Source organism: Rhizobacter sp. P2_D12 (genome assembly GCF_056404395.1).
This window is the reverse complement of record NZ_JBFUEB010000023.1, coordinates 60,839-67,059: the sequence shown is the minus strand read 5'-3', so window position 1 is coordinate 67,059 and position 6,221 is coordinate 60,839. Positions and strand designations below refer to the sequence as shown.

Here is a 6,221-nt window from a genome sequence, read left to right as displayed (position 1 = left end):
GGGCTGCGAGGCGGCCACGCTGCTGCCGTCGACGCTGCACCTGTTCTGGGACCTGTTCGGCCTGCTGGCGCGGCGCGGCGCGGTGATCTGCGTCGAGGCCGGCACCTACGCCATCGCGCGCTGGGGCATCGAGCGCGGCGCCGCGCGCGGCGCGGCGGTGCATGGCTTCGCGGCGGCGGATGCGCAAGGCCTGGAGCGCCTGGTCGCCGCGACCGCCGGCGGGCGCGAGCGCCTGCTCATCGTCTGCGACGGCTTCCGGCCGGGGCGCGAGCGCCAGTCGCCGATCGCGCGCTATGCCGCGACGGCCGCGCGCCACGGCGGCTGCCTGGTGCTGGACGACACGCAGGCGCTGGGCGTGCTCGGCCGCGGCGGCGGCGGCTCGCTGCGCCGGCACGGCCTCGAGGGCGCGCCGGTCATCGTCGGCGCATCGCTGGCCAAGGGCTTCGGCGTGCCGCTGGCGGTGCTGTCGGGCAACGGCCCGATGCTGCGCTGGTTCGAGGCGCGCAGCCAGGTGCGGGTGCACACCAGCCCGCCGTCGCTGGCGGCGATCGAGGCGGCACGCCACGCGCTGGCGCTGAACCGCCGCTGCGGCGACACGCTGCGCGCACGGCTGCTGCAGCGCGTGCGGCAGTTTCGCGGCCGGCTCGCCGCGCTGCGCCTGCGCTGCAGCGGCGGCCTGTTCCCGGTGCAGTCGCTTGCGCCGCTGCCCGGCATCGACATGCCTGCGCTGCACGCGGCGCTGCTGCAGCGCCAGGTGCGCACCGTGCTGCATGCCGACGGCGCGCCGGCCCAGGCGCGATTGAGTTTCGTGTTCACCGCCGCGCACACCGCGGCCTGCATCGAGCGCGCCGTGCAGGCGCTGGTGCAGGCCCTGGCGGCGCTGCGGCGCCCGTTCCACCCCTTCATTGCGGAGGCTTCATGAATCCCACGACATCCTTCGAGTTGCTGTCCACCGGCAACGAGTTCGAGACCGCGTCCGAAGAGTTCGAACGCAGCTACCGCGGCGGACGTGCCGGCAGTTCGCGCTACGGCGGTTCGCGCCACGGCCGATCGCAGGGGCGATCGCGGCAACGGCCGCCGCAGCGGTCGCCGTACGGCTACGGCCCGGCCTACGGGCCCGCGCCCTGGCCGGCCTGGGGCGGACCCGGCTCGCGCTACCAGCACTGCATGCAGCAGTGCCTGGCGTCGCCGTACGCGGTGCCCGTCCCCGAACCCGTTCCCGTTCCAGCCGACCCGGGCCCCGGCCCGGCCCCCGATGCCCCCAGCGAGGAGATGAACATGCACCCCTACCGTTGCCGTTGCCCCCAATGTGGTGGCGCCCGCGAAAGCTTCGAGTTCGCCGCCGAAGGCGAGTACGAAGGCGAGTTCGAATACGAAGGTGAAGGCGAAGGCGAAAGCGGCGGCTCGCCGTTCAGCGAGGCCGAGGAGATCGCGCTGGCGGCGGAGCTGCTGTCGGTGTCCAGCGAGGCCGAACTGGAACAGTTCCTCGGCAAGCTGTGGAGCGGCGTCAAGAAGGTCGCCGGCACGGTCGGCAAGATCGCCAAGCCCTTCTCCGGCGTGCTGAAGGCGGTGGCCAAGAAGGCCTTGCCCTTCGTCGGCGGTGCGCTCGGCTCGATGATCCCGATCCCGGGGGTCGGCACCGCGCTGGGCACGGCGCTGGGCAGCGCGGTGAGCTCGGCGCTGGAGATGGAGTTCGAAGGCCTGGAGCTGGAGGACCGCGAGTTCGAGATGGCGCGCCGCTTCGTGCGCATCGCCGGCACGGCCGCGCAGCAGGCCGGCGACGGCACCGCGCCGGCCGAGTTCGAAGCGGCGCTGGCGGCGGCCGCGCAGCAGCACCTGCCGCACTTCAACGGCCGCGCGACGCCCGGCCGGCGCATCAGCGGCAACTGGACGCGGCGCGGCTCGACGCTGGTGCTGCACGGTGTCTGAACCCCCAACCACCGGGAGACCTCCATGGACATCATCGACCTGACCGACAAGGCCGACAAGAGCGTGCGCCACGGCATGCGCCCGGCCTCGCAGGTGAAGGCGCTGGTGCTGCACCAGATGGCCTGCTGCCGCAACCGCAAGAACCCGCTGACCGACTACCTGAAGCTGGGCGCGCACTTCGCGATCCTGGCCGACGGCCGCATCCTGCAGCTGCACCCCGAGGCCGCGATGGTCTGGGCCAGCAACGGCTTCAACCACGGCAGCGTGGCGGTCGAGTTCGCCGGCAACTTCCCGAACACCAAGGGCAAGTGGTGGCAGGGCGACAAGTACGGCCGCGACCAGGTCACGCCGGCACAGCTGGAAGCCGGGCGCCGCCTGGTGCGCCACCTGGTGGCGAAGATCGGGCTGCGCACGGTGCTCGCGCACCGCCAGAGCAGCGCCTCGCGCGAGAACGACCCCGGGCCCGACATCTGGTACCACGTGGGGCAGTGGGCGGTCGACACGCTGAAACTGAGCGACGGCGGGCCGGGCTTCAAGGTCGGCGACGGCAATTCGATCCCGGACCTGTGGCGCACCTGGGGGCGCAGCACGCCATCGAAGGAGGCCGAGCTGGGCGAGATCGGCGAGATGGAGGGCGAGCAGGAGACGGCCTTCGGCCCGCTGACCGCGACGCTGAACTGGATGCAGAAGGCCTACACCCGCACCGAGGTCACGCGGCGGGGCGGCATGTTCGAAGGCTTCGGTGGCGTCTACATCGCCTTCGAGGACGGCCCCAAGCCGAAGATCGTGCGGGTCGGCATGAGCGACAGCTTTGCGGATCGCCTACGGCGGCCCACGCACCAGGCGCTGGAGCGCAACCACAAGAACCTGAAGTACTACCTGGCCAAGGTGCACGGCCACCGCGGCAAGCAAGGCGTGGCCGGCGTGGTCCGCATGGTGGAGTTCGCCATCGCGCGGCTGATGCGCCGGGCCGGAGAACTGACCGGAAACGACTATCCCTTCGTTCCTTCCCCGACACGGGGCGCGATCAAGATCACGAATGTGCTGCCGCCCGCGCTGATGGCGTCGCTGGCGCCGGCGCTGGTCCCGGCACGTGCCTCCGCCGGTGGCACGCCCGTCGCGGGCCCGATGCCACCGGGCCAGCTCGTGCTGCCGCAAGGCATCCGCTGGGAGTTCGAGCAGCTCGCCCCGGCCTGACCATGATCATCGACTGCCACTGCCATGCCGGCCCCGGCGACGGCTTCACCGGCCCGTGGGACAGCGGCGCGCCGCTGCGCGACTACGCACGGCGCGCCGCGCAGGCCGGCATCCGGCGCACGGTGATCTTCGCGGCCTTCCATTCCGACTATGCGCGGGCCAATGCCGAGGTCGCGCGCATCGTCGCCGCGCAGCCCGACCGCTGGCTCGGTTTCGTCTTCGTGCACGCGGCGCGCGACCGCGGCCGCATCGGCGAGCTGGTGCGCACCGGCGTGCAGGCGCACGGCTTCGTCGGCATCAAGCTGCACCGCCACGAGGCCAACATCTCGCGCGAGGTCTGCGAGGCGGCACGCGAACACGCGCTGCCGGTGCTCTACGACGTGGTGGGCGAAACGGCGCAGGCCGAGCTGCTGGCGCAGGAGTTTCCGGACGTCGACTTCATCGTGCCGCACCTGGGCAGCTTCGCCGACGACTGGCGCGCGCAGCGCGCGCTGATCGACCCGCTGGTGCGCCACGCCAACATTCATGCGGACACCTCCGGCGTGCGCCGTTTCGACATCCTGGCCGAGGCGGTGCAGCGCGCCGGCCCGCACAAGCTGCTGTTCGGCAGCGACGGCCCGTGGCTGCACCCCGGCGTCGAGCTGGCCAAGGTGCGCGCGCTCGGCCTGTCGGCATCGGACGAGGCGCTGGTGACCGGCGGCAACCTGCTGCGCCTGACCGCACGCGCGCGACGGCGCGCCAGCCTCACATCGGCGTCCGCTGGCTGGCACGCCGGATCTGCAGCGCACGGTCGGTGACGCCCAGCCGCGCCGCGGCGCGCTGCAGGTTGCCGCCCTCGCACTCCAGCGCCATCTCCACCGCCAGCTCGGTGGCGCGCTGGCCGATGTCCTTCATGCCGATGCCCAGCTGCACCGCCGAGCGCACGGCCGAGCGGAAGCTGTTGTCCGGCCACAGCGGCGGTGCGCCGGGGGCCGCATGGTCTTCCGGCGGGATGTCGCCGACGGTGATCGGCCCGCTGCCGCAGTGGCGGTGGCAGATGCGCGTGACCAGCTGGCGCAGGTCGCGCACGTTGCCGGGGTAGTCGCGCGTGACCAGGAACTCGCGCACCGCCGGGTCGATGCTCAGCTCGGCCTGCGGCGGCAGCAGCTCGCGCATGAAGTGCAGCGCCAGCGGCAGCACGTCGTCCTTGCGCTGGCGCAGCGGCAGCGTGCGGCACTGCCAGCCGGCGATGCGGTAGTAGAAGTCGGCGCGGAAGCTGCCCTCGGCGATGCCGCGCGGCAGGTCGCGGTGGGTGGCCGAGACCAGCCGCAACTCGCTGCGCTGCCAGGTGTTGCTGCCCACGCGCTTGTACTGGCGCTCCTGCACCGCGCGCAGCAGCCGCGCCTGCAGCTCGGGCGGCAGCTCGCCCACTTCATCGAGGAACAGCGTGCCCTTGTGGGCCAGCGCGAAGGCGCCTTCGCGCGAGCCCGCCGCGCCGGTGAAGGCGCCGCGCTCGTGGCCGAAGAACTCGCTGCCCGACAGCTCGGGCGACAGCGTCGTGCAGTCGACCACCACGAACTCGCCCTTGTCGGGGCGCGGGTCGAGGTCGTGGATCAGCCGCGCAATCAACTCCTTGCCGGTGCCGCTCTCGCCGGTGATCAGCACCGACGAGGACGTGAAGGCCGTGGCCTCGATCACGCCGCGCATCGAGCGCCGCCACGCCGGGCTGGTACCGACCAGGCAGGACGCGACCGCGGGCGAATCGAGCAAGGCATCGGCGCGGGCCCAGCGCTGCAGGCGCGCGCCGATCTCGTCGGCGGTCGCGGGCAGTTGCGGCCACTGCAGCACGTCGCGCGCGCCGGCCTGGATCAGGCCCCATTGCGCTGCACTCGACAAGGCCGCCATGCCGACGCCGATCGCCAGCACCGACGCGTGCTCGCCATGCCGCCGAAGCAGCGCCAGCAGTTCGTCATCGACGGCACCGAACACCACCAGGCCCAGCGTCGACGTGTCATCGGGTGAGGAAGCGCACACCGCGATCCCGGCGCGTGCCAGCAGCGGGCCACAGCGTTCGGGAAGACCGGCGTCGCACGACCCGGTGAAGGCGATCCAGGTCGATGGCGCCAAGTTCCCCCCTGGCCGCAACAAGGTCAGTCCGCTCCAACGATGGGCACTCGGTTCGCCATCGCCTGCAGACCAGTCTAGGTTCTGCGAGGGGGCCGACCACCCCTAACCCTAGGCAGGAACGCGCTCGCCCCATCCCCTCGATTGACGACGCACGGGGTCTATCTGGCGCAAGGCCCTCACTGCGTCGCCGTCAACCCGCCATCCAGGTACAGCACCTGCCCCGTCACGAAGGCCGCACCGGGCCCGCAGAAGAAGACCGCGGCCGAGGCCACGTCCGCCGGCTCGGCCACGCGCCCGAGCGGGATGCGCTGCAGGATGTGCTCGCGCGTGGCCGGGTTGGCCAGCCAGTGCGCGCCCATCTCGCCGCGCACCACCGTCGGCGCGATGCCGTTGACGGTGATGCCGTGCGCCGACAGCTCGACCGCATGCTGCTTGATCAGCATCACCAGCGCGCCCTTGGTCGCGCAATAGGCCGAGTAGCCGCGGTCGCGCAGGCCCAGCTGCGCGCGCACCGACAGCAGGTGCAGCTGCCGTCCGGGCGCGCGCCCGGCCTGCACCGCCGCCACCTGGTGCCGCCCGGCCGCCTGCGCGAGGAACATCGCGGCCTTCAGGTTGACCTGCACCACCTCGTCGAAGGCGTCCTCGCTGACCTCGGCGAGGCGCTCCTCGCGCTGGATGCCGATGCAGTTGACCAGCAGGTCGAGCGCGCCGTAATGCGCTGCCACCGCATCCACCGACGCGCGCACGCCGTCGACCGAATGCGCGTCCATCGCCAGGCCCAGCACGTCGCCGCCCGCGGCGCGCAGCGAAGCGGCCAGCGCCTGCGCCTTGGCCTCGCTGCGCCCCGAGAACGCGACGCGCGCGCCGGCCCCCACCAGCGCGCGCACGATGGCCTCGCCGATGCCGCCGTAGCCGCCCGGCACGTAGGCCACCCGCCCCTGCAGGCCGAACAGGTCGGCCAGTCCCCACCCCTTCAAGTGCTCGCTCAT

At 72.7% G+C, this 6,221-nt stretch carries 6 protein-coding genes; 4 read left to right on the top strand and 2 right to left on the bottom strand.

All coding sequences use genetic code 11. The features are described from left to right. From AC1DYN_RS10500 to AC1DYN_RS10485, 4 genes are all read left to right on the top strand, one after another. Positions 1 to 922, top strand: a 922-nt coding sequence (locus tag AC1DYN_RS10500) for an aminotransferase class I/II-fold pyridoxal phosphate-dependent enzyme (RefSeq protein WP_477959101.1), incomplete at its 5' end; no start/stop codon positions are given. Further along, a complete protein-coding gene (locus AC1DYN_RS10495; protein ID WP_477959099.1) occupies positions 919 to 1,929 on the top strand; it encodes a hypothetical protein in 1,011 nt (336 codons plus the stop codon). The genes AC1DYN_RS10500 and AC1DYN_RS10495, both read left to right, overlap by 4 nt. 24 nt (positions 1,930 to 1,953) lie before the next feature. Further along, on the top strand, positions 1,954 to 3,126 hold the full coding sequence (locus AC1DYN_RS10490; protein ID WP_477959097.1) for a peptidoglycan recognition protein family protein: 1,173 nt from the start codon (positions 1,954 to 1,956) through the stop codon (positions 3,124 to 3,126). 2 nt (positions 3,127 to 3,128) lie between these two features. Further along, positions 3,129 to 3,923, top strand: coding sequence for an amidohydrolase family protein (locus AC1DYN_RS10485; RefSeq protein WP_477959095.1), 795 nt, complete (start codon positions 3,129 to 3,131; stop codon positions 3,921 to 3,923). Here the strand turns inward: AC1DYN_RS10485 and AC1DYN_RS10480 are convergent. Beyond that, positions 3,871 to 5,232, bottom strand: coding sequence for a sigma 54-interacting transcriptional regulator (locus tag AC1DYN_RS10480; RefSeq protein WP_477959093.1), 1,362 nt, complete (start codon positions 5,230 to 5,232; stop codon positions 3,871 to 3,873). The genes AC1DYN_RS10485 and AC1DYN_RS10480 overlap by 53 nt on opposite strands. Before the next feature lie 176 nt (positions 5,233 to 5,408). Further along, on the bottom strand, positions 5,409 to 6,221 hold the full coding sequence (locus AC1DYN_RS10475) for an SDR family NAD(P)-dependent oxidoreductase (RefSeq protein WP_477959091.1): 813 nt from the start codon (positions 6,219 to 6,221) through the stop codon (positions 5,409 to 5,411).

Excerpts from the sequence above, each read along its gene's own strand:
- AC1DYN_RS10495 (WP_477959099.1), top strand. The coding sequence starts at position 919 with ATGAATCCCACGACATCCTTCGAGTTGCTGTCCACCGGCAACGAGTTC.
- AC1DYN_RS10490 (WP_477959097.1), top strand. The coding sequence starts at position 1,954 with ATGGACATCATCGACCTGACCGACAAGGCCGACAAGAGCGTGCGCCAC.
- AC1DYN_RS10485 (WP_477959095.1), top strand. The coding sequence starts at position 3,129 with ATGATCATCGACTGCCACTGCCATGCCGGCCCCGGCGACGGCTTCACC.
- AC1DYN_RS10475 (WP_477959091.1), bottom strand. The coding sequence starts at position 6,221 with ATGAGCGAGCACTTGAAGGGGTGGGGACTGGCCGACCTGTTCGGCCTG.